Below are 24987 nucleotides of genomic sequence, written 5' to 3'. Positions count from 1 at the left end.
CGGCGCCCGGCCCCGGCGCCCCATGCCCGGCGCCCGTCGGCCGCTCGGTCCCTCGACGCCTGAGGCCGGGTACGGTGGAGGACCCTGATCCGAGGAGCACCACCGTGACCACCATCGACGACTTCGCCGCCGGCTTCGCCGACGAGGCGGGCTGGTTCGACTTCGCCTCCTTCGGCCCGATGGGCACGGGCGTCGTGCAGGAGGCGCGGGCCCTGACCGAGCTCCAGTCGCGCTCACGGCACGGCTCGGTCGTCGCCCTCGACGAGCAGGCAGGGCGCGCGCGCCGGGCCGTCGCCGCGCTCACCGGGTTCCCGACCGACCACGTCGTGTTCCAGCCGAGCACGAGCCAGGGCATGCTGCACACGCTGTTCGGGCTGACGGGCGCCCTCGCGATGTCGCCGCGGGAGTACCCGACCACTCCGCTGACCGCGACCCGCGCCTCCTCGGCCCTGCGCGTGCTCGACACGGTCTGGCTCGACGTGCCGGACGACGCGGTCACTCCCGCGGTGCTCCGCGAGCACCTGACGCCGTCGGTGACCGCGGTCGCCGTCAGCGTCGTCGACTACCGCACGGGCTACCTGGCCGACCTCGAGGGCATCCGCCAGGTGATCGGCGACCGGCTGCTGATCGTCGACGGCATCCAGGGCTTCGGCGTCGTCGACGCGCCCTGGGCCGTCGCGGACGTGCTCGTCACCGGCGGGCAGAAGTGGCTGCGGGCGGGCTGGGGAACCGGCTTCATGGCGCTCAGCGACCGCGCGCTGACCGATCTCACGCCCGTGTTCAGCGGCGTGCACGGCTCAGAGATCACCCTCGGCGAATCGTACGAGCGCGGCGCCGAGCCGGCCCCGGGCGCCGCCGCGTTCCAGCTCTCCCGCCCCGACCCCATCGCGGAGGCGCGCCTCGCGACCTCGCTGGAGGAGATCGCGGCCGTCGGCATCCGTCCCGTCGCCGGGGCCGTCGCCGAGCGGGCGACCCGGCTCATCGACCTCGCCGACGAGTTCGCCGTGCCGGTGGCCTCGTCGCGCGTCGAGTCGGAGCGGGCCGGCATCGTCGTGCTCGAGCCGGAGCCGCAGCACCTGACGGCTCTGACCGCCTCGCTGCTGAACCACGGGGTCAGCGCGACGGTGCGGAGCACCAGCGTCCGTCTCAGCACCCACGTGTCGAACGGCGAGGACTCCTTCGGCCTGCTCCGCGAGGCGCTGATGTCGTACGGGAGCGCGATCTCGTACTGAGGGCCCGACTCGGCCTGGCCTGAGCCGGCCCGCAGACCCTCCATCAGCACCTGAGAGTCGTTCACCTGATCGTCACACGACACGGCGTGCCGTGCTGGACCCGTGTCGGAGGCACGACGTAGGTTCGGCTCATCGGGCAAGTAGCCCGGTCGAGACGGCCACGAAAGTTCGCCTCGCGATTGCTCCGCGGCCGTCCTGCCGAAGGTACCGAGTGCCTCGTCGCTCGGAGATGGAGTCGTCGTGACCGTCAACACCCGGGCCGACCAGCAGAGCACCTCAGCAGACCGTCGGGCGGGCTCGCCCCGCACCGCGGTCGACCAGCGCACCTACGTGCTCGACACGTCCGTGCTGCTGAGCGATCCGCAGGCGATCTTCCGGTTCGCCGAGCACGACGTGGTGCTGCCCGTCGTCGTCGTCAGCGAGCTCGAGGGCAAGCGCCACGATCCGGAGCTGGGCTACTTCGCGCGACAGGCGCTGCGCCTCCTCGACGGACTGCGCGTGGCGCACGACCGCCTCGACTTCCCGGTCGAGGTCGGGTCGGGCGGCTCGTTCCGGGTCGAGCTCAACCACTCGAACATGTCGGTGCTGCCCTCGGGCCTCCAGCTCGGCGACAACGACTCGCGCATCCTCGCGGTCGCGTCGAACCTGGCGAACGACGGGCTGGCCGTGACGGTCGTCTCGAAGGACCTCCCGCTGCGCGTCAAGGCGGCCTCCATCGGACTCGCGGCGGAGGAGTACCGCGCCGAGCAGGTCGTCGACAGCGGCTACACCGGCCTGAGCGAGCTCGACGTCTCGAGCGACCAGATGGCGTCGTTCTGGGAGAAGGAGACGATCAGCTCGCGGGCGCTCGCCGACGTCCCGGTGAACACCGGGCTCGTCGTGCACTCGGACCGTGGCTCGGCCCTCGGTCGGGTCACCGCCCGAGGCGAGGCCCGGCTGGTGCGCGGCGACCGCGACGTGTTCGGGCTGCACGGCCGCTCGGCGGAGCAGCGGCTCGCCATCGACCTGCTGCTCGACCCCGAGGTCGGCATCGTCTCGCTCGGCGGCAGCGCGGGCACGGGCAAGTCGGCGCTCGCCCTCTGCGCCGGGCTCGAGGCGGTGCTCGAGAAGCAGCAGCACAAGAAGATCATGGTGTTCCGGCCGCTGTACGCGGTCGGCGGGCAAGACCTGGGCTTCCTGCCCGGCGACGCCGCCGAGAAGATGAACCCCTGGGGCCAGGCCGTCTTCGACACCCTGGGCGCCATCGTGTCGCAGAACGTGCTCGACGAGGTCGTCGAGCGCGGTCTGCTCGAGGTCCTGCCGCTGACGCACATCCGCGGCCGGTCGCTGCACGACGCGTTCGTGATCGTCGACGAGGCGCAGTCGCTCGAGCGCAACGTGCTGCTCACGGTGCTCAGCCGCATCGGGCAGAACAGCCGGGTCGTCCTCACCCACGACGTGGCCCAGCGCGACAACCTGCGGGTCGGGCGCCACGACGGCGTCGCGTCCGTGATCGAGACGCTCAAGGGGCACCCGCTCTTCGGACACGTGACCCTGACACGCTCGGAGCGCTCGGCCATCGCGGCGCTCGTCACCGAGCTGCTCGAGTCGAACGAGCTCGCCTAGGGCTCGCCACGCACGGCGAGCCCTGCCGACTGCGGGCTCGCAGCGCTCGGCGGACGAGTCGCCCCGGGAGGTTCCCTCGGCATGACTGGGGCAGCATCCCGGGGCGACTCGCCACCGGTCCGGCGCCTGCTCTGACGAGGGGACGGCATGCGACGACGTGACACCCCTAGGGAGCGTCGCAGCGTCGAGCGATCGCGATCGCGATCGTGACGGACGTGGGGGTGCCTCCTGCACGGGCGCGGCCCAGGCGGGATCGTCCACAGGGGCGGGCCGTCTCGAGGAGGCGGCGCGGACTCGGTCTTCATGGTCGAGACATGACGACGACGGGACACGAGGGCGGCCGGGACGAGCGCAGCCGACACGAGGGCGGCCGGGACGGACTCGGCGCGGCCGAGCGCGAGCGGGACGAGCGCGGCCGAGAGGGAGACGAGGCCGGCGAGCCCGGCGAGTCCCGCGCCCGGGACGAGGACGAGCGCGGCGAGCAACACTCCGCCCTGCGCTCGTCACGGAGCAGCAGGCCGACGCGGATCGACGTCGTCGTGGGTCTCGCGCTGGTGGGCCTCGTGGCCGTGCTGGACCTGTCCTCGCCCGGGACGGTCGCGGCGTCGGCACTCGCCGTCGTGACCGGCGCACTCGTCCGAGTCGACATCGCGGAGCGGCGGCTCCCGAACGTGCTGGTCCTGGTGGTGCTGGTCGGCGCGGCTGCGGGTGTGGCGCTCGCCGTCGGCACCGGTGGCGGGGTCTCGGCGGCGTGGGCGTGCCTCCTCGGCCTGGTCGTGCTCGTCGCGTGCGTCCCGCTCGTGCACACCGGGGGGCTCGGCGCCGGCGACGCCAAGCTCGCGAGCGTCGGCGTCGTGGCTGCGGCGCTGGCATCACCGTCGGCACCGCTCGCTTGGCTCCTGGCCGTGGCGCTGCTCGGGGGGGTGCACGGCACCGCCGCGGTCGCCGTCCGACGACGGGACACCTCGCCGGCCAGGGTGGCCATCCCGTTCGGACCGGTGCTGCTCGCCGGCTGGTGGCTCGCGGTCGTCGCCACGTCGACGGTCCTCGGCTCGTCGTAGGCCGCACGACGCCGAGACGCCCCGTCCGCGGTGGATGCGGACGGGGCGTCGTCGGGATCGGCGGCGGCCGACGGTGCGGGAGGGGTCGCTCAGCCGGGGCGGGTCATGCTCAGCACGTCGAGCGCCGAGTCGAGCTGCTCCTCGGTGACCTCGCCGCGCTCGACGAAGCCGAGATCGACGACGGCCTCGCGCACGGTGATCTTCTGCGCCACGGCGTGCTTCGCGACCTTCGCCGCCGCCTCGTAGCCGATCACGCGGTTCAGCGGCGTGACGATGGACGGCGAGGACTCGGCCATGGCGCGGGCACGCTCGACGTCGGCCTCGAGGCCGTCGACGGTCTTGTCGGCGAGCACCCGGGTCGCGTTCGAGAGGAGGCGGATCGACTCGAGCAGCGCGGTGCCCATCACCGGGATGGCGACGTTGAGCTCGAACGAGCCGGAGGCTCCGGCCCAGGCGATCGTGGCGTCGTTGCCGATCACCCGTGCCGAGACCATCAGCACGGCCTCGGGCACGACGGGGTTGACCTTGCCGGGCATGATCGACGACCCGGGCTGCAGGTCGGGGACGTGCAGCTCGCCGAGGCCGGCGTTCGGGCCCGAGCCCATCCAGCGGATGTCGTTGTTGATCTTCGTCAGGCTGACCGCGAGCACGCGGAGCGCGCCCGACGCCTCGACGAGTCCGTCGCGGGCGCCCTGCGCCTCGAAGTGGTCGAGCGCCTCGGTCACGGGCAGGCCGCTGTCGTCGGCGAGCACGGAGATGACCTCCTGCGGGAAGCCGACGGGGGTGTTGATGCCCGTGCCCGTCGCGGTGCCTCCGAGCGGCACCTCGGCGACGCGGGGGAGGGTCGCCTGGACCCGCTCGACACCGAGACGGATCTGGCGGGCGTAGCCGCCGAACTCCTGGCCGAGCGTCACCGGGGTCGCGTCCATCAGGTGGGTGCGGCCCGCCTTGACGACGCCGGCCCACTCGGCGGCCTTGCGCTCGAGCGACTCGGCGAGGTGCCCGAGGGCCGGCACGAGGTCGTGCAGCAGGGCTCCGGTCACGGCGACGTGCACGGAGGTCGGGAACACGTCGTTCGAGGACTGCGACGCGTTGACGTGGTCGTTGGGGTGCACGTCGACCCCGTCGACGGTGCCGGCCAGGCTGGCCAGCACCTCGTTCATGTTCATGTTCGACGAGGTCCCGCTGCCGGTCTGGTAGACGTCGACGGGGAACTGGTCGTGGTGCTGGCCGCCGATGATCGTGTCGGCGGCGGCGACGATCGCGTCGGCCACGCCCGCGGGGACGATGCCCCGTCGGCCGTTCACGACGGCGGCCGCCCGCTTGATGCGTGCCAGGGCCACGATCTGCGCAGCCTCGAGGCCGGCTCCCGAGATGGGGAAGTTCTCGACGGCCCGCTGGGTCTGCGCCCGCCACAGGGCCGACGCGGGGACCCGCACCTCGCCCATCGTGTCGTGCTCGATGCGGTACTCGGTAGTGGTCACGACGTCATCGTCCTTCCTTCGGCCCTCGTGGGGCGGTGTCACGGGGGCCGGTCGCCCCCGCGGCGTCAGAGTCGACCGATGATGATCGACGGGTCGACGCGGCCGTCGGCGAGCGCGTAGTTCGCCCCGACCACGGTCAACCTACCCTCGGCCACGGCGGCCGAGATGAGCGCGCTCCGGCCCACCAGGGCCTCGACGGAGGCCTGGATGTGCAGCGCCCCGACCGCGCGCGGGTCGAGCACGGCGCCCGGCTCGAGAGCGATCGTCGCCCGCCGGACGCTGGGCACGATCATGTCGACGAGGTCGCCGAGGAACCGCGACCCGGGAGGCGCGTCGCTCGTGAGCGAGTCGATGGCGGTCGCGACCGCACCGCAGCTGTCGTGGCCGAGCACGACGATGAGCGGCACGCCGAGCACCGAGACCGCGTACTCGAGCGAGGCGATGACGGTGTCGCCGACGACCTGGCCGGCGTTGCGGACGACGAAGAGGTCGCCGAGGCCGACGTCGAAGATGATCTCGGCGGCGAGACGGGAGTCGGCGCAGCCGAACAGGGCCGCCACGGGCTCCTGCCCGCCGGCCAGCAGGGCACGCCGGTCGCTGTCCTGGTGGGGGTGCTGAGGAGCCCCGGTCACGAAGCGCTCGTTGCCGGCCTTCATGCGCTCCCACGCGCGCCCCGGGGTCAGCGGGTCGGCGGGAGGCGAGGGCACCGCCAGGTCGGCGACGGGCACGGCGGTCGTGCCGGGGACGCCGCCCTCGGTCGCGGTGTCGGTGCGGGGGTCGGTCACGACGCGTCTCCTGTCTGGTCGGCCAGCTGCTCGGCCAGCGCGGTCGCGAGCTGCTCGAACTCGACGTCGTCAGCCGTGCCGTGCAGCACGTACGAGCTGCGGTCGACCGTGGTCGTCATCGAGTAGGCGTAGTTGCCGGGGCTCTCGCCGTCCCGGCGGTCGTAGACCTGCCAGTCGAGGCCGGCGATCGTCGTCGCGCCCGTCGCCGGTCGCGCCTGCACCGCGTTGGCGACCCACGTCGCGTTGGCGTCGACGCCCTGCTCGAGCGCGATGAACTGCTCGGTCGGAGTGATGAGCCCGACGTACCAGGTGGCGACGCCGTCGGCGGAGCCCGTCGAGATGTCGGCACGGTTCGAGGTCCAGCCGTCGGGCAGGACGGGGGCGGCGAGCGGCACGTCGACGTTGCTCTCGGCGCTCTGCGCCACCGACCGGTAGTCGATCTCCTGGCGGTTGACCGTGCCGCCCGGGCGGACGACGACCAGCACCAGGAACAGGACGACGGCGAGCGACGCCACGATCGACAACGTGAGGTTGACGGCCGTCTGGTTGGCGTAGTGCTTGCGGGTGTTCTCGGCCTTGCGACGCGCGGTCTCGTCCGGCGTCTCGGGTCGGCCGAGCTCGGCGACGACGCGCGGCGGCTTCTGGCGGGGGCCGCGGCCGTTCCCGCGGGGGCCGGGGTCGGTCATTCGGCGGGCACCTGTCGTCGGGCGGCCTCGAGGCGCTCACGCGCGCCGAGCAACCACTCTTCGCAGCGGCGGGCGAGGGCCTCGCCTCGCTCCCACAGGGCGAGCGACCGCTCGAGGGTCGACGCCCCCTGCTCGAGCTCGGACACGACCGTCACGAGCTCGTCGCGTGCCTCTTCGTAGCTGAGCGACGCCACGTCGGCCGGGGCGGACGGGGAGGGTGCGGGGGAGGAGGACTGTGCCACGGGTCGATCCTAACGAGAGGTGCTGGCAGGGGAAGCGGCGTCGCTCGACGACGAGGAGGACGGGGAGGAGGCGGGACCTGGGGAGGAGGCGCCGGTGCTGACGGCCTGCAGCGCGCCTCCCTCGACGGTGAGCACGAGCGGCGTGGACTCGGGGGCGTCGGCAGGGTCGCGGAGCACCCCGCCGCCCGGCAGCTGGACGATCGAGTAGCCGCGCCGCAGTGTGCCCTGGGGCGAGAGCGCACGCAGCTGGGCGGTCAGCTCGGAGACCCGCGTGTGCGCCCGCTCGACGGCCCGGGCCACCAGCTCTTCGCCGCGCGCGACGGCCCGCACGACCTCGTCGGCGCGCACGTCGACGAGCGTCTGCGGCGAGGCCAGCACGGGGCGGCTGCGCACCTGCTCGAGCCGGTCGATCTCGGTCGAGACGATCTGGTTCAGCCGCACCCCGATGCGCGACCGGGCCTGCTGCACGCGCGACAGCTCTTCGTTGACGTCGGGCACCACGCGCTTGGCGGCGTCGGTCGGGGTCGAGGCCCGCAGGTCGGCGACGTCGTCGAGCAGGGGGCGGTCGGCCTCGTGCCCGATGGCGCTGACCACGGGCGTCGTGCACGCGGCCACCGCACGCACCAGCGACTCGTCGCTGAAGCCGAGCAGGTTCTGGAAGTCGCCGCCGCCCCGGGCCACGATGATGACGTCGACCTCGGGGTCGGCGTCGAGCTGCTGCACGGCGGCGGTGACCTCGCCCACCGAGCGGTCGCCCTGCACCGCCGCGTGCACGACGCGGAACGTGACCGACGGCCACCGCAGCTGCGCGTTGCGCAGCACGTCCTTCTCGGCGTCGCTGTCGCGACCCGTCACGAGACCGATGCACTGCGGCAGGAACGGGAGGCGCTTCTTGCGGTCGGGGGAGAAGAGGCCCTCGGCGGCGAGCTGGCCCCGCAGGCGCTCGAGGCGCTCGAGCAGGTCGCCCAGCCCGACGTGCCGCATCTCGAAGACCTGCATGGTCAGCGAGCCGCCCTTGACCCAGTAGTTCGGCTTGACGGCCGCGATCACGCGGTCGCCCTGCTTGAGGTCGGCGGGGACCCTCGACCGGACGCTCGACCAGATCGAGAACGACACCGTGACGTCCTGCTCGAGGTCGCGCAGCTTGCCGTAGACGTTGCCGCCCGAGACGTTCCATTGAGTGATCTGCCCCTCGACCCAGGCCGTGCCGAGCCGGTCGATCCAGTCGCGCACCTTGCCCGCGAGCAGGCCGACCGGCCAGGGCGCATCGGCGGTGGACGGCGGGGTGACGATCGTCATGCAGGGGTGTCCTCTGGGTCGGAGCGGACGGGGGAGCGGTCAGGGCAGGAGGCGTGGCAGGGGCGCGGGCGGGGCACGGAGGGCAGGGCCTCCCAGAACGCGACCAGTCGTCACGCCTATCATCGACGGGTGGCACACATCACGAACGGCGCCATCGCCGTCGACCTCCCGACCCCGCGCGTCCCTGCGCTGCGCAACAGGCTACGGGACACCCCCGTCAACGGGACGAAGCGGGTGTTGCTCGCTGCTCCCCGCGGTTACTGCGCCGGCGTCGACCGGGCGGTCATCGCCGTCGAGAAGGCCCTCGAGCACTACGGCTCGCCCGTCTACGTCCGCAAGCAGATCGTCCACAACGTCCACGTCGTGTCGACGCTCGAGCGTCAGGGCGCGATCTTCGTCGACGAGGTCGAGGAGGTCCCCGAGGGCTCGCACGTCGTCTTCAGCGCCCACGGAGTCTCGCCGGCCGTCGTGCAGGGCGCCGCCGACCGCGGCCTCCAGGCGATCGACGCGACCTGCCCCCTCGTGACGAAGGTGCACCGCGAGGCCGTGCGCTTCGGGTCGCAGGGCCGCCACATCATCCTCATCGGCCACGCCGGCCACGAAGAGGTCGAGGGGACGATGGGCCACGCCGCCGACCGCACCACCCTCGTGCAGAACCCGGCCGAGGTCGACGACCTCGTCATCGACGACCCCGACAACCTCGTCTGGCTGTCGCAGACGACGCTGAGCGTCGACGAGACCATGGAGACGGTCCGCCGCCTCCGCGAGCGCTTCCCGACCATCCAGAACCCCCCGAGCGACGACATCTGCTACGCCACGCAGAACCGTCAGGTGGCCATCAAGAAGGTCGCCGTCGACTCCGACCTCGTCATCGTCGTGGGCTCGGCCAACAGCTCGAACAGCGTGCGCCTCGTGGAGGTCGCCCTCGAGCACGGAGCCAAGGCCGCCTACCGCGTCGACTACTCGAGCGAGATCAAGCAGGAGTGGCTCGACGGCGTCGAGACCGTCGGCGTCACGTCCGGCGCCTCCGTGCCCGAGGTCCTCGTGAAGGAGGTCCTCGACGACCTCGCCGACGCCGGCTACGGCGACGTGTCCGAGGTCGTCACGGCCGAGGAGGACCTGATGTTCTCCCTCCCCAAGGAGCTCCGCAAGGACGCCCAGGGCCAGACCGACACCCGCGCGCTCGGCGGACGCACCGCCCGATGAGCGACGACCGCGACCAGCGCGACGGCCGCGACGGCGACTCGTCGGCAGGACGCGATCTGCGCCCTCGTCCCCGGTACGGCGAGTACGCGCCCGAGGGCTGGGTCAGCCCGGTCGCACCTGCCGAGTCCGCGCCTCCTGCGGGCCAGGGCGAGGCGCCGCCGGTCGGGCAGCTGCCCGGGCCACAGCCCACGTCGTGGTCGCAGCGCGGCCAGGGCCAGGGCGAAGGAGGCGCGCAGCCGTATCCGGGACCACCTCCGACGCCAGCCGCGCTGAGCACCGGACGCCGTGTCGACCGTGTCGCCACGTTCGTCCTGCTCGGCCTCGCGGGCTACAACGTCATCTCGAACCTCGTCCTCGTGTCGAGCTTCTCGCGGTCCGCGCTCGCGACGCTCGCCGCCGCGGGGTACCCGGTCGACGACTTCTCGCGTCGGGCCGAGCTGCAGCAGGCGGGCGGGGCGATCGCCATCGTGTCGCTCGTCGTCTTCGTGCCGATGCTCGTGTGGACCGTCCGGCGCCTCCGGGCGGGCGCGATCACCTTCTGGGTTCCCCTCACGGCCGGGATCGTCGTGACGATCGTGCAGATGCTGATCGTGCTGCCCGTGTTCCTGGGCGACCCGGCGTTCGTCCAGTCCGTCCTCGACATGTCGGGCTCCGCCTCCTAGGCCCTCTGCCCGTCGTCGTGACGAGAGGCCCCGCAGCTCGTCGCTGCGGGGCCTCTCGCGTCGGACCAGGAGGTGCGGACTAGCTGCCCGACTGGCCGAACGAGCCGAGCTGCTTGGTCGCCTCGACCACGCGGGCGGCCATCGCCGACTCGGCGACCTTGCCCCAGGCGCGGGGGTCGTACTGCTTCTTGTTGCCGACCTCGCCGTCGGCCTTGATGAAGCCGTCGTAGTTCTTCAGCACCGTGTCGGCGATCGACCGGCTGAAGGCGTACTGCGTGTCGGTGTCGAGGTTCATCTTCACGACGCCGTTCGAGACGGCCTCGCGGATCTCGGCGTCGGACGAGCCCGACCCGCCGTGGAACACGAGCTCGAGGGGCTTCTCGGCCGTGCCGAAGCGCTCCTGGATCCCCTGCTGGATCTCGCCGAGCAGCTCGGGGCGGAGCTTGACGTTGCCGGGCTTGTAGACGCCGTGGACGTTGCCGAAGGTGAGGGCGGCGATGTAGCGGCCGTTCTCGCCGAGGCCGAGCGTCTCGACGGCGCGGGTCACGTCGCCGACGGTCGTGTAGAGCGCCTCGTTGGAGCCCTCGTGCTGGACGCCGTCCTCCTCGCCGCCGACGACGCCGATCTCGACCTCGAGGATGGCGTTGATCGCGGCGGTGCGCTTGAGCATCTGCTGCGCGATCTCGAGGTTCTCGTCGAGGGGGACGGCCGAGCCGTCCCACATGTGCGACTGGAAGAGCGGGTTGCGACCGGCCTTGACCTCTTCCTCGCTGGCGGCGATGAGGGGCAGGACGAACCCGTCGAGGGCGTCCTTGGGGCAGTGGTCGGTGTGCAGCGCGACCGTGACGGGATAGTTCTTGGCGACCTCGGTGGCGAACTTCGCGAACGCGATGGCACCCGCGGCACGGTTCTTGACCGTCTGGCCCGCGAAGTAGTCGGCGCCGCCCGTCGTGACCTGGATGATGCCGTCGCTGCCGGCCTCGGTGAGGCCCTGGAGCACGGCGTTGATCGTCTGCGACGACGACACGTTGACGGCGGGGTAGGCGAACCCCTTGTTCTTCGCCTTGTCCAGCATCTCGGCGTACTGCTCGGGGGTTGCGACGGGCATCGGATCTCCTTCGATGATGGCGTGTGGGGTGCTCCTCCACCCTAGTCAGGGGCCCCAGGCGCGGACCGGGCAGCGACGGGTGAGGAGGGGTCGGGGACGGGCGTGCACGTCTGTGCAACGGCCGTCGGGGAGGCGCCTCCCGGGTAGGCTCCGGAGCATGGCTGACTCCGGAACCCTCTACTCGCACCCCGACCGCAACCTGGGCATGGAGCTGGTGAGGGCGACCGAGGCCGCCGCGATCCGCAGCGCCCCGTTCATCGGCAAGGGCGACAAGAACGCCGCCGACGGCGCCGCGGTCGACGCGATGCGCAAGTTCCTCGGCACCGTCGCCTTCGACGGCGTCGTCGTGATCGGCGAGGGCGAGAAGGACGAGGCGCCGATGCTCTTCAACGGCGAGCACGTGGGCAACGGCTTCGGCCCCGCCTGCGACATCGCCGTGGACCCGATCGACGGCACGAGCCTCACCGCCGCGGGCCGCATGAACGCCCTCTCCGTCATCGCGGTCAGCGACCGCGGCAGCATGTTCGACCCCAGCGCCGTCTTCTACATGGACAAGATCGTCACGGGCCCCGAGGGCATCGGCGTGATCGACCTCGACAAGCCGGTCGGCGAGAACATCCGCGCCCTGGCCGACGCCAAGGGGCTCGCCGTCGAGGACATCCAGGTCGCCGTGCTCGACCGTCCTCGTCACGCCGACCTGATCCAGCAGATCCACGCCGCGGGCGCGGGCACCCGCCTGCTGCTCGACGGCGACGTCGCCGGCGGCATCAACGCGGCCCGTCCCGACTCGCGCATCGACATGTGCGTCGGCATCGGCGGCACCCCCGAGGGCATCATCACGGCCTGCGCCGTGAAGGCGCTCGGCGGCCTCATCCTCACGCGCCTCGCCCCGAAGGACGACGCGGAGCGCCAGAAGGCGATCGACGCCGGCCACGACCTCGACCGCGTGCTCGACCAGGACGACCTCGTCAAGGGCGACAACGCCTACTTCGTCGCCACCGGCGTCACCGACGGCGCCCTCGTCGCGGGCGTCAAGCGCAAGCAGGGCATGATCCGCACGTCGAGCATCGTGCTCCGCTCGCACTCGGGCACCATCCGTCGCGTCGAGGCCGACCACCTCGTCTCGAAGTGGTACGGCGAGACCGCCTAGCTCGCGCTAGCTCGCCCGGCCGGTCCAGCTCGCCGGGCTCGCCTCACGCTCGTCAGCCGCCGCCCTCGACGCCTCGACCTCGCGGTCGGCGTCGAGGGCGGTCGTCAGTTCTGCCGCCGTGAGGTCTCGGGGCAGTTCTTCCACGACCGTCGGCGAGGTGAGGGTCTTCGTCTCGTCGAGCATGCTCAGGCGACGTGCCGACGGCAGCACCGTGCGCTCGAGGGAGCCCACGAAGCGGTTGTAGTCGTTCACCGAGCCGCGCAGCGACCGGCCCAGCTTGTCGACGTGGCCGGCCATGGTCGCGAGCCTGCCGTAGAGCTCGCGGCTGAGGTCGAAGAGGACCTTCGCCTCGTTGGTGACCACGTCCTGCTGCCAGCTGAAGGCGACGGTCTTGAGCACCGACCAGAGGGTGACGGGGGAGGCGAGGGCGACGCGCTTCTGGAACGCGTAGTCCATCAGCGAGGGGTCGGCCTCGAGAGCGCTCGACACGAGCGACTCGCTGGGGATGAACGCGATGACGAGCTCGGGCGACGACTCGAGCCCGGCCCAGTAGGTCTTGGCCGAGAGCGCGTCGACGTGGGCCCGCAGCGCCCTGACGTGCTGCCGAACGAGCACCTCTCGACGAGCCGCCTCTTCTCCGACGGCCGTCGCGGGGATGGCGCTCGCCTCGAGGAACGCCGCGAACGGCACCTTCGCGTCGACGGCGATGTTCTTGCCGCCGGGCAGGTGCACCACCATGTCGGGCCGGCCGGCGCCGGCGTCGCTCGAGATGCTGCTCTGCAGGTCGAAGTCGACCCGCTCGACGAGCCCCGCGGCCTGGACGACGTTGCGCAGCTGCGTCTCGCCCCAGACCCCGCGGGTGCTGTTCGAGCGGAGGGCGGAGGCCAGCGACTCGGCCGTGCTGCGCAGCCGTTCTTCCGACGCGACGGCGCTGCGCAGCTGCTCGCTGAGCGTGCCGTACTGGTGCGCGCGTTGTTCTTCCAGCTCGGCGACCTTCGCCTGGACCGCGGCGAGGCTCTGGGCCACCGGGCTGAGGGCCGTCATGACCTGGCCCTCGGAGCGGACCCGCTCGGCCTCGGCGATGCGGGAGTCGCGCAGCCTGTCCTGGAACTCGCGCAGCCGCTCCTCTTGCCCGGCGACCTCGCGCCGGTGCTGCTCGTCGAGGTCGATCAGTCGCTCGCGGTAGCCCTCGACGGTCGCGCGGGCGGCGGCGGCGTCGGCCGAGAGCCGTGCCGTGGCCTCGGCGGCCCGGGACCGGGACAGCAGCACGCCGAGGGTCGTGCCGACCCCGAGCGCGACGACGACGAGGGCCACGAGGAGGAGCGGTGAGGTCATGCAGGGAGTGTCGCAGCAGCCGCCGACACCGGCCGCGAGCGCGCGCCGCGAGCGGCGCGCCCGGCGGTCGCGGCGCGCGCGGCGAGCACTGCGCGCTGCGCGCTGCGCGCTGCGCGCCTGCAGCCGCAGTCGCAGCCGCGGCGGCCGCCCCGGCGAGGTCCCGACGCGAAAGCGACAAAGCGACGCGGGGCCCCGAGTCGTTTCGTCGCTTTCGCGTCGGTTCGTCGCCTTGAGCCCGGCCGGGCGGCCGGGTGAAAGGCCCCTAGCGGAAGACGACGCGGTGACGCGGGGCCGGGGCCGCCGCGTCGGCGGGCGGTGCCGCGGGCGTGAGCCGCTTCATGCCGACGCGCGCGGTGTCGGCGAGCTGCCGCAGGTCGTCGGCCCCGTGGAACTGCGCCGCGTGGACGACGATGGCGGCGCAGGCCTCGGCGTCGGCCAGGGCGTCGTGGTGCGAGAAGCCGGTGAACCCCGCGGCGGCGGCGGCGAGCGGCAGCCGGTACGAGTCGAGGGCGTAGGTCTTACGGGCGACCTGGAGGCTGCAGAGGTAGGCCCACGACGGGGGAGTGACCCCGGTCGCCGCGCACGCGCCCTTGATGACGCCCATGTCGAAGCCGGCGTTGTGGGCGACGAAGACGTCGATGCCCGCGAACTCGGCGATGAGGTCGAACTGCTCGTGCCACTCGAAGGCGTCGACGACGTCGTCGGCCCGGATGCCGTGGATGCGGGTGTTCCACTCGAGGAACGTGTCGTGCCCCGCCGGCGGCTTGATCAGCCAGCCGACCTTGTCGACGACGACGCCGTCGCGGACCTTGACGAGGCCGACGGAGCAGGCGGAGGCGCTGCTCGAGTTCGCGGTCTCGAAGTCGATCGCGGTGAAGTCGATGGGCATCGCACCATGGTGTCACGCGCCGCGGACACTGCCGGGTCGACCCGCGCCTCCTGCGCTCGAGGGCCGTCCGGAGGCCGCCCCCGTCGCGCGCCGGTACGATGGCTGACCGTGGCTCTCACTATCGCGATCGTCGGACTGCCCAACGTCGGCAAGTCCACCCTGTTCAACGCCCTGACCAAGAACCAGGTGCTGGCGGCGAACTACCCGTTCGCGACCATCGAGCCGAACGTCGGCATCGTCAACCTGCCCGACCCCCGCCTCGACGTGCTCGCGGGCCTGTTCGGCTCGGAGAAGACCCTGCCCGCGCCGGTGTCGTTCGTCGACATCGCCGGCATCGTCAAGGGCGCGAGCGAGGGCGAGGGCCTCGGCAACAAGTTCCTCGCGAACATCCGCGAGGCCGACGCCATCGCCGAGGTCGTCCGCGGCTTCGTCGACCCCGACGTGGTGCACGTCGACGGCAAGGTCGACCCCGAGGGCGACATGGGCACGATCAACACCGAGCTGATCCTCGCCGACCTCGAGACCGTCGAGAAGGCGCTGGTCCGCTACGAGAAAGAACTTCGCCTCAAGCGCGTCGAGCCGCTCACCCACGAGACGGCCGTGGCCGCCAAGGAGGCGCTGCAGCGCGGCGAGGCCCTCTCGGCCTCCGGCATCGACCTCGAGCCCATCCGCGAGCTCGGGCTGCTCACCGCCAAGCCCTTCATCTACGTCTTCAACGTCGACGAGTCGATCCTCACCGACGACGCGAAGAAGGCCGAGTTGTCGGCCCTCGTCGCCCCGGCCGAGGCCGTGTTCCTCGACGCGAAGATCGAGTCCGAGCTGATCGACCTCGACCCCGAGGACGCCGCCGAGCTGCTCTCGTCGACCGGCCAGGACGAGTCCGGCCTCGACCAGCTCGCCCGCATCGGCTTCGAGACCCTCGGCCTGCAGACCTACCTCACGGCAGGCCCGAAGGAGACCCGGGCCTGGACCATCGGCAAGGGCTGGAAGGCCCCGCAGGCCGCCGGCGTCATCCACACCGACTTCGAGAAGGGCTTCATCAAGGCCGAGGTCATCTCGTACGCCGACCTCGTCGAGACCGGCTCCATCGCCGAGGCGCGCTCGGCCGGCAAGGCCCGCATCGAGGGCAAGGAGTACGTCATGCAGGACGGCGACGTGGTGGAGTTCCGCTTCAACAACTAGTCGGTCGGGCGGGGGTGCCCTATGTTCCTCCTATGGAACGAACGAGGACATCCCGGGTGACCACGTCGAGACGTCGACCAGCTCTCCTGGGCGCCAGCGCGGCACTGGCCCTGGCGGCGGCGTTCTTGGTGTCTCCCGCCCTCGGGGGCGTCGTCCCGGAGACAGCGACGGCCGTGGTGAAGCCGGTCCCCGCGGCGGTGGGCTACGACTACAGCCCCGGTGAGCCGTCCATCTGGGAGGTCGCCCCGTTCGCGAACGAGCCCGACGCCCTCGACAAGGTCTGCACCGGCGGGTACGCCATCGCCGGCGACTCGGGGTTCTTCCTGACGGCGTCGAAATTGTGCACCCGTGGTTTCGAACTCAGCCCCGAAGAGGTGCGCGGCGACGCGGGCGTCTACGGGACCTGGTTCTGGAAGAACTTCTCCGACCCGTCGGTGCTGGTCCGGATGACCGCCGGGAACGACGCACACCAGATGGTCGTCGACCCCATCACGGAAGCCATGCCGGGCGACGGGCGGATCATGGGCTGGATGCCGACGGCGCAGCAGCGCTACGGGATGCTCGTCGGCAAGATGGGCGCCGGGACGGGATGGACGGAGGGTCGCATCCTCGGGGCCTACTACGCGTCGTACCCGTACGTGCTGCTCTGCACGGACGTCCCGGCCTCGGCTGCCGACATCGGGGGCCCCGTCTGGCGGAGCGACGAGGCAGGGCTGAGGGCCCTGGGCACGGTCGCGGCCATCTCCGACACGGGTTCGGCGTGCTACCGCCCGATCCAGGAGACGTTGTTCGAGTACGGCGCGTCGCTGCCCACTTTCGGCGCGGACCAGGGGCGACCCAGCTGGGGCACCGTGGCGCCGGGGCTCTTCCCGTATCGGGGCTCAGCCAGCGAGAACACGTTCCAGTTGCGGACCGTCATCGACCGCGGCGACGACTGGCGGCCCGGGTCCTGACCGCGGGGCCTCGTCGCCGCGAGCGGAGCGGGTCCGCACGGCACCGCGACGACGCGCTCGTGAGTCGCTCGCCCCGGCGAGGCGGCACCTGAGAGGACCGGCCGGCCCCGGGTCGTAGCGTGGGCCGGTTCCCACGACGCTCACCAGGAGGTCCCATGACCGACACCGCCCCCACCACCTCCCCGGCCCCGGCCGGACCCCGCACCGCCGTCGTCCTCGGCGGCGGCGGCATCACCGGCATCGCGTGGGAGCTCGGCGTGCTCGCCCGCCTGCTCGAGGCGGGCATCCCCCTCGGCGACGCCGACCTCGTGGTCGGCACCTCCGCGGGCTCGGTCGTCGGCACCACCCTGCGGCTCGGCGCGAGCGGCATCGCCGACGCGTACGCCGAGCAGCTCGTGCCCGCGACGGCGACCCCCGAGGCCGCGCTCGACGGCGAGGACTTCATGCAGCGCATCGGCCAGGCGATCCAGGGCGCGACGAACGCCGAGGAGGCGCGGGCCCGCCTGGGCGCGCTCGCCCGGCAGGTGCCCGTCACCGGCAGCGAGCCCGAGCTCGTCACCGCGATGCGCGAGCGCTTCGGCGCGGAGGCCACCTGGCCCGAGGGGCAGCTCGCGATCTGCACCGTCGACGCGACCGACGGCGAGTTCCGGGTGCTGACCGCCGCCTCCGGCGTGCCCCTGCACGTGGCCGTCGCGGCCAGCTGCTCTGTCCCGCTCATCTGGCCGACCGTCGAGGTCGACGGACGCCCGACCATGGACGGCGGCATCCGCTCGGGCACCAACGCCGACGTGGCCGACGCGGCCGAGCGCGTGCTCGTCCTCTCGTGCGGGCCGGAGCTCGCGCAGTCCCCGCTCGGACCGACCCTGCCCGGCGTCGTCTCGACGCGGATGGGCGCCGACCGGCCCGTCTTCGTCATCGAGGCGGACGCCGAGAGCCTCGCCGCGTTCGGCGCGAACTCGCTCTCGAGCGCGAACCGCGGCCCGGCTGCCGAGGCTGGCCGTCGTCAGGCCGAGGGCGTCGTCGAGGCCGTCCGCGAGTTCTGGGCCGGCACAGGCACCGGCGCCTGAGCATCGGGCGTCGAACCGAGACAGATACGTGTCCGCCGTGCCGCCTCTGGCCGGTGCGGCGATCGGGTCGGCAGGATCCCTCTCAAATTACGGGCAGGGCAGGGCAGGGCAGGGCAGGGCAGGGCAGGGCGGGTCGCGCGGCGCGGCAGCAGCCCCGAACAGCCCGCAGTGGACCATGCACCCCGTCGTTCCGAGGTGTCCGGTCCACTCCGGGGTGCGTCGCGCTGACTGGGAGACGCCTCCGAGCGGGCTGCTGCCCGCCTGGACCAGTGCCAGGCTGAGGGCGACCCCGCACCCGATCCGAGGAGGCCCCGTGGCCAGCACGAAGAAGCTCCAGAAGGCCGCGACCGCGGCGCTCGACTCCGCCCTCGACTCCGTCGTCGACGCACGCAAGGGCGTCAAGGCGCTCGCCAAGGCCGACGGCGCCAAGAAGACCAAGAAGGCCCGCGGCTCGGCCGAGGACGCCCTCGACACCGCGGCGAAGAAGATCAAGGACGCCGAGAAGGCGACGAAGAAGGCCGTGAAGAGCGCGACGAAGAGCGTGTCGGGGGGCTCCTCGAAGGAGGCGCCGACCGCCTCCCCGGAGACGCCTGCCGTCCCCGCACCCCAGCCCACGAAGTCGCACGAGCAGGTCGAGGCCGAGGTCGCGCAGAAGTCCGTCGTCCCCACGACGAGCGCCCCCAAGGGCCCCGGCGCTGCCTACACGCCCCCGCTGCCGCACGCCGACGAGACGACGGTCACGGCGCACGACGGCTCCGAGGCGCACGTCGACCTGCACGCGCAGACCCTCGTCTCGCTGCGTCAGCTCGCCACCGACAAGGGCGTCACCGGCGTCTCGCGCCTGACCAAGGCCCAGCTGATCGAGAAGCTCCAGGCCTAGCCGACGCGAATCACGTCACGTCCTGTTCCGAGCATCCCGTCGCACCGCGACGAGACGGGACGCTCGGAACAGGACGGGACGGTCGTCGGAGCCTGGCGGCCGGCAGCGACGAGGCGGCTCAGCCGGCGACGAACTCCTCGATGCCGGCGACGAGACGGTCGACGTCGGCGTCGTCCGTGTACGGCGCGAGGCCGATGCGGAGCCCGGTCGTGGCGTCGTCGAGGCCCATCGCCTGCCACGCCTCGATCGCGTAGAAGTGGCCCGCCGGCGCGAGCACGTCCCGCGTCGCGAGGTGCGCGGCGAGTTCGCGCATGCTCCGCCCCTCGACCGTCACGTAGAGCGTCGGCGTCCGCCGGGCCGCCCGCGAGCGGACCGTCAGGCCGGGCACCCGCGCGAGCCGCTCCTCCAGCGCGACGCGCAGGGCCGTCTCGTGTTCGTGGACGGCGGCGAAGGAGGCGACCAGCGCCTCCCTGCGGCCGGTCGCGTCGCCGGGGGCGATCGCGGCGAGGAAGTCGACGGCGGCCGTCGCCCCCGCGAGCTGCTCGTAGGGGAGCGTGCCGAACTCGAAGCGCTCGGGCACCACGTCGGTCGAGGGCAGCAGCTTCGCCGGCCGGATGCTCTCGAGCAGCTCGGGGTCGGCACCCAGCACGCCGCAGTGCGGTCCGGCGAACTTGTAGGGCGAGCAGACGACGAAGTCGGCTCCGAGCGCGACCCGGTCGACGAGCTCGTGCGCGGCGAAGTGGACCGCGTCGACCCAGACCAGGGCGCCGACGGCGTGTGCCCGGTCGGCGATCGCGGCCACGGGCGGCTGCGTGCCGAGCAGGTTGGAGGCGGCGGTCACGGCGACGAGACGGGTGCGGCCGGTGATCGCCGCGGCGACCGACTCGAGGTCGATCTCACCCGTCGCGGGTTCGAGCTCGATCCAGCGAACGGTCGCGCCGACGGCCTCGGCCGCCTGGACCCACGGCCGGATGTTCGCGTCGTGGTCGAGCCGGCTGACGACGACCTCGTCGCCGGGGCCCCAGGACGCCGACAGGTGGCGCGCGAAGTCGTACGTGAGCTGGGTGGCGCTCCGGCCGTGGACGACGCCCTCGGGCGGGACGCCGAGGAAGTCCGCGTAGGCGGCCCGGAAGGCCTGCACGGTCGCCTCGCTGTTGCGCTCGGAGGCGGTGCTCGTCCCGCGGATCGACGTGGGGCCCGTCATCGCGGCGAGGATCGCCTCGCCGACGACGCGCGGCGTCTGGGTGCCGCCCGGTCCGTCGAAGTGGGCGATGCCCGAGGAGAGGGACGGGTAGGCAGAGCGGAGGGCGGCGACGTCGAGGGGCATGCACCCTGCTTACCAGGTGCCGGTGCCCTCGCCGTCGCCGCCCTCCCGCGCGGCGACGCGGCCTAGCCCCGCGGGCGGCCCCGCCTCGACGAGCGGACACGCAGCAGCGTGCCCAGCGCGCCGAGCAGCACCCCGCCGGCCACGGCGGCCAGTGCGCCGTCGTCGCCGGTCGTCGCGAGGGCTCGACGCGACGCGGTCGGCACGGGTGCGAGCCCGGCACGAGCCGGCACGACGGCCGTGTGGCCGGCGACCGTCACGGGGAGTCCGCCAGCGGCAGGCAGCCCGCCGAGGCCGGGCCGACCTGCGCCAGGGTCCACGACGGGGTCGATGCGGACGGAGACGCTCACCGGCGCGATGGTGGTGCCTGCCCCGTCGAGCACCGCGACCAGGTGGTGCTCGCCGGCCTCCGCCTCCTCGGGGATGCGCCCCTCGAGACGGATCGTCCCGTCGGTGCCGACGATGCCGGCGGCGAGCACGCGGACCACCGAGTGCAGCTCGAGCGAGACCGCGGCACCGACCGGGAGGTGGTCGGCCGTGAACACGATCGGGTCGCCCGCCGAGACGGTGCGCCCCTCGAGGCTGGTGCCGTCGGGCCGAGCGATGGTCGGGGCGAAGACGAAGGGCGTGGAGCTGACGACGGTGCTCCAGGCGCCGGCGCCGGCCGCGTTGACGGCGCGGACGCGGACGTCGACCGGCGTGCCGTTGCGGAGACCGTCCAGCACGGCGGCGAGGCGCGTCGAGCCGGCCGCCACGAGGGTGCCGTCCGGCGCCGCGGCCTCGACCTCGTACCGGGCGACGGCGGCGCCGCCGTCCCACGCCGGGGCGGACCAGGTCGCGCCGAGCGTGCCGTCCCCGGGCGAGAGCGCGAGGCCGGCGGGGGCCTCCGGCACCGTCCGGGGCGTCGCCGCAGCGACGGTCGACGCGGCTCCCGGGCCCGCCGCGTTCACGGCCCGCACGCGGAGCTCCTGCTCGGTGCCGTTGCGCAGCCCCGTGAGGGTCGTCGCCGTCGTCTCCGCGTCCGTGCCGCGAACGGTCGCCCAGCCGCCGTCGACGCGCTGTTCGACGAGGTAGCCCGTGACGGCGTCGCCGCCGTCGTCGACCGGGGCGCTCCACGTCAGCGTGACGACCTGGACGCCGGCGGTCGCCGCCGCGCTCGCAGGTGCGCCGGGCGTCGTCCGGGGAGTGGCCGACACGACGTCCGAGGCGCTGCCCGGTCCGGCCTCGGTGACCGCGGTGACCCTGAAGGAGGCGGCCGTGCCGTTGACGAGACCCGAGACCGTCCGCCTGGTGCCCGTCCCCGAGATCTCCGCCGGGGCCCAGTCGCCGTTGCCCGTCGAGGTCTCGACGAGCCACGACGTGACGGGCGAGCCGCCGTCGTCGACCGGGGCGGCCCAGCTCAGCAGCGCGCCGCGATCCTGCGGGAGGGCCGTCAGGGCCAGCGGGGCGGAGGGCGCCGATCGCGGCGTGGCCACGACGGTCTCGCTGACCTCGGAGTCGCCGGCGGCGTTCACCGCGGTCACGCGGAAGGAGGTGCGCACGCCGTCGACGAGGTCGTGGACGACGGTGCCGGGCACGAGCGACGTGCCGACGCGGGCCCAGCTCGGGCCGGTGGACGCCTCGACCACCCATTCCTGGACGGGGGAGCCGCCGTCGGAGGGGACGGTCCACGTGAGGGCGACCGAGTGCGGGCCGGGCTCCGCCGTCAGGTCGGCGGGTGCCGACGGGACGGTGCGGGGGGTCGTCGGGACGGAGGCGGACGCGGCCGACCGGCCGCGCTCGTTCAGCGCGGCGACCGTGACGTCGTAGGTCGTGCCGTTGGACAGGCCGGTGATCGTCGTCCGGGTCGACGACGCCGGGAAGACCGACAGGGTCCCGTCCGTGCCGGTCACGACGACCTCGTAGCCGAGCAGGGCCGACCCGCCGTCGGCCGGCGCGCTCCAGCGGAGGGCGACGCTCCGGTCGAGGGGCGCGGCGACCACGTCGTCGGGCGCCGCGGGCACGCCGAACGGCACGACGGCCACGGTCGCGCTCGTGGCCCCGTCGCCCGCGGCGTTGCGGGCCGTGACCCGCACCAGGGTCTGCTCGCCGTTGGCGAGTCCGGTGAGGACCGACGTCGTGACGGAGGCGCCGAGCTGCTGCTGCGTCCAGCTCGTGCCGCCGTCGGTGCTGTGCTCGAGCAGCCAGCCGGTCAGCGGTGAGCCGCCGTCGAGTTCCGGGGCCGTCCACGAGGCCGTCGCCGTGCCGTCGCCGGCCGTCGCGACGACCGACCGCGGCGCGTCCGGGGCGCGTCGGGGAGTCCCGGTCGCCGCGGACCGCGGGCCCTCGCCCGCGAGGTTCTGGGCGGAGACCCCGAGCCGGTACGGACTGCCGTTGCGCAGCCCGTCGAGCACGACGGAGGTGCCGGTCACGACGACCGTCCGCTCCGGTCCGCCGTCGGACCACGACACGACGTAGCGGGTCACGGCCGAGCCGTTGTCCGCCGCCGGCGCCCAGGAGAGGGAGAGGGACCCGTCGCCGGGGACGACGACGGGCGAGCCGGGGGCTGAGGGGAGGGTGTACGGGACCGCCGTGGCGGTGCCCGGCGCGCTCAGGCCGAGGGCGTTGCGCGCCTGGACCAGGAACGAGTACGAGGTGCCCGGCCGGAGCCCGGCGACGGTGCTCGTCGTGCCCTCGACGGCCTCCTGGTGCTGGACGACCGCGCCGGACGTCGTCTCGGACACCACGAGCTGCCACGAGACCACGGGCGAGCCGCCGTCGGAGGCGGGGGCCGCCCACTCCACGACGACGTCCGACGTGGGCCGAGGGGTCGCCGTCACCGTCGGGGCACCGGGCACCGAGACGGGCCGGGCGGCGGCGGTGCCGCTCGCCGGGCTCGTGCCGGCCGCGGAGGTCGCCGAGACGCGGAACGCGTACGTCGTGCCGTTGGTCAGCCCCGTCACGGCTGCCGTCGTGCCCGTGACGCGGGCGGGCGCCGCGGGTCCCCAGGCGCCTCCTGCGGGCTGCTGCTCGACGAGGTAGCCGGTGACGGGCGTGCCGTTCGTGGTCGACGGTGCCCACGAGAGCGAGGCGGACGACGCGGCGGCAGAGGCCGTGAGGCCCGTCGGGGCGGCCGGGGGAGCGGCGGGCGTCGTCGGCGCGGACGAGGCCGACGGGCCGGTGCCGGCCGCGCTGAGGGCAGCGACGGTGACGACGTAGCTGCGGCCCGTGGTCAGGCCCGTCACGTCGAGCTGGGTTCCCGGTGCGGCGACGTCGGCGCTGCCGCCGTCCCAGGTGACCCGGTAGGAGGTGAGCGCCGGGCCGCCGAGGTCGGCCGGCGGCGACCACGTGACGCCGATGCTCCCGGCGCCGGTGGCCGTCGCGACGACGGACCGGGGGCGCTCGCGGGGCGAGCGGCGAAGTCGAACGAGATGAGGTACTGGATGACCTGGCCGTAGGTCGGGTCCGTGGCGGCGGCGGAGAACTGCGCGTAGCCCACGTTCTGCGGGACGCCCGTGATGCGGCCCGTCGACGAGAGGCTCAGGCCCGGCGGCGGGGCGTCCACGGCGGCCCAGGCGGAGTTCGAGCTGCTGGCCGAGGCCGGGATCTGGTGATCGTAGGGCTGTCCCACCGTGCCGGGCGCGGCCGTCAGGTAGCCGTAGTTGGCGCCGCCGCCACCACCGCCGCCGCCGCACGCGCAACTCGGATCGGAGATGCCGAGGGCCACGCTCGGCACCACGAGACCGCTGAAGACCGTCAGAGCAACGAGCGCGAGGGCCAGACGATGCAGTCGTCCGCGTCGGCGACCGTGACCCGAGGTGCTCAGGGGGCAGGCGTGGTCAGATCGTTCATCCGTCGGTCTCCGTCGTGAGGGTGCCCGCCGCTCAGGGAGGCGGCGGGCACGCTCACGATAGATCGCTGGATACCACTGGGTATGCACCCCGTTCGGGGCTGCGGCGACTAGCTCGCGACGGACTCCTGCTCGCGCTTCGGCAGGACCCAGCCCGGGCGCACGAAGTGGCAGGTGTAGCCGTTGGGGAGCTTCTCCAGGTAGTCCTGGTGCTCCTCCTCCGCCTCCCAGAAGTCGCCGACGGCCTCGACCTCGGTGACGACCTTGCCCGGCCACAGGCCGGAGGCGTCGACGTCGGAGATGGTGTCGAGCGCGGTCGCGCGCTGCTCGTCGGACGTGTAGAAGATCGCCGAGCGGTAGCTGTCGCCGACGTCGTTGCCCTGGCGGTCCTTCGTCGACGGGTCGTGGATCTGGAAGAAGAACTCGAGCAGCTCGCGGTAGCTGATCACCGAGGGGTCGAAGACGACCTCGACGGCCTCGGCGTGGCCGGCGTGGTTGCGGTAGGTGGCGTTCGGGGTGTGGCCGCCCGAGTAGCCGACACGGCTCGAGACGATGCCGGGTCGACGACGGAGCAGCTGCTGCGCGCCCCAGAAGCAGCCGCCGGCGAGGACCGCTCGCTCGGTCGTGGTGCCGGTGGAGGGGGAGGCGTCGGGTGCGATGTCGTTCATGCTGGGGAATCTACGCCCGACGTCCGACAGTGCCGTGTGGCCGGGCCGAGTGCCGGCTGTGCGCGCCGTGCACCTTGTGCCCCGGAGGTTGCGTCTCCGTGGCCGCCCCGCGAGGATCGACGCATGGAGACCTTCATCATCGCCCTCATCGTCCTCGGCGCCGTCGTGGTGATCGTGGGGATCCTCATCGCCCTCGTCACGCCCGTGCTGTCGGCCGCGCTCGAGCGCCGCGCCGCGTCGAAGGGCCGCCTCGCGGCCGAGTCGCCGTACCGCACGCCCCGCGCACCTCGCCGCTGAGGGCCGCGCGGCCGCACGCGTCGCCTGCGCCGCCGCCGTCGAC

23 protein-coding genes are annotated in these 24987 nt (G+C 73.2%); 11 read left to right on the top strand and 12 right to left on the bottom strand.

Annotated elements, in window-relative coordinates; translation table 11 throughout:
* The first annotated feature begins 104 nt into the window (after window positions 1-104).
* The 3 genes from ACZZ97_RS10035 (at window position 105) to ACZZ97_RS10025 (ending at window position 3898) form a co-directional block, all read left to right on the top strand.
* A complete protein-coding gene (locus ACZZ97_RS10035; RefSeq protein WP_463473051.1) occupies window positions 105-1232 on the top strand; it encodes an aminotransferase class V-fold PLP-dependent enzyme in 1128 nt (375 codons plus the stop codon).
* 240 nt (window positions 1233-1472) lie between these two features.
* On the top strand, window positions 1473-2837 hold the full coding sequence (locus tag ACZZ97_RS10030) for a PhoH family protein (protein ID WP_314102115.1): 1365 nt from the start codon (window positions 1473-1475) through the stop codon (window positions 2835-2837).
* 314 nt (window positions 2838-3151) lie between these two features.
* Window positions 3152-3898 (top strand): prepilin peptidase, encoded by a 747-nt coding sequence (locus ACZZ97_RS10025; RefSeq protein ID WP_463473050.1) that lies wholly within the window; start codon window positions 3152-3154, stop codon window positions 3896-3898.
* An 89-nt stretch (window positions 3899-3987) separates the two neighbouring features.
* On the opposite strand, the gene ACZZ97_RS10020 is transcribed toward ACZZ97_RS10025, so the two are convergent.
* The 5 genes from ACZZ97_RS10020 to xseA all read right to left on the bottom strand — a co-directional run bounded on the left by ACZZ97_RS10020 (window position 3988) and on the right by xseA (window position 8394).
* Window positions 3988-5382 (bottom strand): class II fumarate hydratase, encoded by a 1395-nt coding sequence (locus ACZZ97_RS10020; protein WP_463473049.1) that lies wholly within the window; start codon window positions 5380-5382, stop codon window positions 3988-3990.
* Between the two features lie 65 nt (window positions 5383-5447).
* Window positions 5448-6038, bottom strand: a complete 591-nt coding sequence (locus tag ACZZ97_RS10015; RefSeq protein WP_133738733.1) for a carbonic anhydrase — start codon at window positions 6036-6038, stop codon at window positions 5448-5450.
* 125 nt (window positions 6039-6163) lie between these two features.
* Window positions 6164-6853, bottom strand: a complete 690-nt coding sequence (locus ACZZ97_RS10010) for a DUF4245 domain-containing protein (RefSeq protein WP_463473048.1) — start codon at window positions 6851-6853, stop codon at window positions 6164-6166.
* Window positions 6850-7095 carry an exodeoxyribonuclease VII small subunit gene (locus ACZZ97_RS10005; protein ID WP_314102119.1) on the bottom strand — a complete coding sequence of 82 codons (246 nt, stop codon included), beginning with the start codon at window positions 7093-7095 and terminating at the stop codon, window positions 6850-6852. Before ACZZ97_RS10005 ends, ACZZ97_RS10010 begins: the two co-directional genes overlap by 4 nt.
* Window positions 7096-7104: 9 nt before the next feature.
* Window positions 7105-8394 carry an exodeoxyribonuclease VII large subunit gene (gene xseA / locus ACZZ97_RS10000; RefSeq protein WP_463473047.1) on the bottom strand — a complete coding sequence of 430 codons (1290 nt, stop codon included), beginning with the start codon at window positions 8392-8394 and terminating at the stop codon, window positions 7105-7107.
* Between the two features lie 129 nt (window positions 8395-8523).
* Between xseA and ACZZ97_RS09995 the strand changes: the two genes are divergently transcribed.
* Window positions 8524-9600 carry a 4-hydroxy-3-methylbut-2-enyl diphosphate reductase gene (locus ACZZ97_RS09995; RefSeq protein WP_192041097.1) on the top strand — a complete coding sequence of 359 codons (1077 nt, stop codon included), beginning with the start codon at window positions 8524-8526 and terminating at the stop codon, window positions 9598-9600.
* Entirely contained in the window at window positions 9597-10262 is a 666-nt protein-coding gene (locus tag ACZZ97_RS09990) for a DUF6264 family protein (protein WP_463473046.1), read from the top strand. Before ACZZ97_RS09995 ends, ACZZ97_RS09990 begins: the two co-directional genes overlap by 4 nt.
* A 79-nt stretch (window positions 10263-10341) precedes the next feature.
* On the opposite strand, the gene fbaA is transcribed toward ACZZ97_RS09990, so the two are convergent.
* On the bottom strand, window positions 10342-11370 hold the full coding sequence (fbaA, locus tag ACZZ97_RS09985) for a class II fructose-bisphosphate aldolase (protein ID WP_463473045.1): 1029 nt from the start codon (window positions 11368-11370) through the stop codon (window positions 10342-10344).
* Window positions 11371-11527: 157 nt separating this feature from the next.
* Between fbaA and glpX the strand changes: the two genes are divergently transcribed.
* Window positions 11528-12520 (top strand): class II fructose-bisphosphatase, encoded by a 993-nt coding sequence (gene glpX, locus ACZZ97_RS09980; protein WP_314102123.1) that lies wholly within the window; start codon window positions 11528-11530, stop codon window positions 12518-12520.
* Window positions 12521-12526: 6 nt separating this feature from the next.
* On the opposite strand, the gene ACZZ97_RS09975 is transcribed toward glpX, so the two are convergent.
* On the bottom strand, window positions 12527-13855 hold the full coding sequence (locus ACZZ97_RS09975; RefSeq protein ID WP_463473044.1) for a DNA recombination protein RmuC: 1329 nt from the start codon (window positions 13853-13855) through the stop codon (window positions 12527-12529).
* A gap of 262 nt (window positions 13856-14117) precedes the next feature.
* Window positions 14118-14744, bottom strand: coding sequence for an exonuclease domain-containing protein (locus tag ACZZ97_RS09970; protein ID WP_463473043.1), 627 nt, complete (start codon window positions 14742-14744; stop codon window positions 14118-14120).
* 108 nt (window positions 14745-14852) lie between these two features.
* On the opposite strand from ACZZ97_RS09970, the gene ychF reads away from it, so the two are divergent.
* The 4 genes from ychF (at window position 14853) to ACZZ97_RS09950 (ending at window position 18826) form a co-directional block, all read left to right on the top strand.
* A complete protein-coding gene (ychF, locus tag ACZZ97_RS09965; RefSeq protein WP_314103816.1) occupies window positions 14853-15926 on the top strand; it encodes a redox-regulated ATPase YchF in 1074 nt (357 codons plus the stop codon).
* Window positions 15927-15982: 56 nt separating this feature from the next.
* On the top strand, window positions 15983-16879 hold the full coding sequence (locus ACZZ97_RS09960; protein ID WP_463473042.1) for a hypothetical protein: 897 nt from the start codon (window positions 15983-15985) through the stop codon (window positions 16877-16879).
* 155 nt (window positions 16880-17034) lie between these two features.
* Window positions 17035-17946 (top strand): patatin-like phospholipase family protein, encoded by a 912-nt coding sequence (locus ACZZ97_RS09955; protein ID WP_463473041.1) that lies wholly within the window; start codon window positions 17035-17037, stop codon window positions 17944-17946.
* A gap of 313 nt (window positions 17947-18259) precedes the next feature.
* Window positions 18260-18826 (top strand): hypothetical protein, encoded by a 567-nt coding sequence (locus tag ACZZ97_RS09950; RefSeq protein ID WP_463473040.1) that lies wholly within the window; start codon window positions 18260-18262, stop codon window positions 18824-18826.
* A gap of 118 nt (window positions 18827-18944) precedes the next feature.
* On the opposite strand, the gene ACZZ97_RS09945 is transcribed toward ACZZ97_RS09950, so the two are convergent.
* The 4 genes from ACZZ97_RS09945 to msrA form a co-directional block, all read right to left on the bottom strand.
* A complete protein-coding gene (locus ACZZ97_RS09945; RefSeq protein ID WP_463473039.1) occupies window positions 18945-20153 on the bottom strand; it encodes a cysteine desulfurase-like protein in 1209 nt (402 codons plus the stop codon).
* A 62-nt stretch (window positions 20154-20215) separates the two neighbouring features.
* Window positions 20216-23488: a fibronectin type III domain-containing protein gene (locus ACZZ97_RS09940; RefSeq protein WP_463473789.1), complete on the bottom strand. Its 3273-nt coding sequence runs from the start codon at window positions 23486-23488 to the stop codon at window positions 20216-20218.
* Window positions 23371-23856 carry a putative Ig domain-containing protein gene (locus ACZZ97_RS09935; RefSeq protein WP_463473820.1) on the bottom strand — a complete coding sequence of 162 codons (486 nt, stop codon included), beginning with the start codon at window positions 23854-23856 and terminating at the stop codon, window positions 23371-23373. The genes ACZZ97_RS09940 and ACZZ97_RS09935 overlap by 118 nt, the downstream gene beginning before the upstream one ends.
* A 233-nt stretch (window positions 23857-24089) precedes the next feature.
* Window positions 24090-24647: a peptide-methionine (S)-S-oxide reductase MsrA gene (gene msrA / locus ACZZ97_RS09930; protein ID WP_463473038.1), complete on the bottom strand. Its 558-nt coding sequence runs from the start codon at window positions 24645-24647 to the stop codon at window positions 24090-24092.
* Window positions 24648-24770: 123 nt separating this feature from the next.
* Here msrA and ACZZ97_RS09925 point away from each other — a divergent pair, with 123 nt between their 5' ends.
* Window positions 24771-24944, top strand: coding sequence for a hypothetical protein (locus ACZZ97_RS09925; protein ID WP_314103986.1), 174 nt, complete (start codon window positions 24771-24773; stop codon window positions 24942-24944).
* Window positions 24945-24987: the final 43 nt, after the last annotated feature.

The organism is Frigoribacterium sp. AC512 (assembly GCF_979258295.1).
The sequence above is the reverse complement of the archived record's forward strand: the minus strand, read 5'-3'. Positions and strand labels throughout refer to the sequence as shown.